This window comes from Shewanella electrica (assembly GCF_022321485.1).
Classification (GTDB): domain Bacteria; phylum Pseudomonadota; class Gammaproteobacteria; order Enterobacterales; family Shewanellaceae; genus Shewanella; species Shewanella electrica.
Genome location: NZ_JAKOGG010000375.1, coordinates 1 through 265, shown reverse-complemented (window position 1 = coordinate 265; position 265 = coordinate 1). Strand labels below are relative to the sequence as shown.

General features: G+C 40.0%; 1 protein-coding gene. It reads left to right on the top strand.

The window, feature by feature from the left end; all coding sequences use genetic code 11:
* Nucleotides 1-4 precede the first annotated feature (4 nt).
* A partial coding sequence (locus tag L9G74_RS20955) for a restriction endonuclease subunit S (protein WP_326521528.1) occupies nucleotides 5-265 on the top strand: 261 nt, incomplete at its 3' end.

The window sequence follows — 265 nt, the reverse complement described above, 5'->3', positions numbered from 1 at the left end:
CTCTATTCTAGGATTTGATACGACCGTCAATCAGTCAGTTATGGCATTGTTTCCTAATGAAAAACTGGACACAAAATTTTTGTTCCAGTGGTATCAAAAGGTTGGTGAGGAATACGGAATCAGCTATACCCAAGGAACAAAGCAGCAGAGTTACAACGCTGAATTGATCAAGATTTTACCATTCACATTACCTGATAATGTTCAGGAACAACAACGAGTCGCGGAGTTGTTGTTAAAACTTGACGACCTTATCGCTGCTAACCAG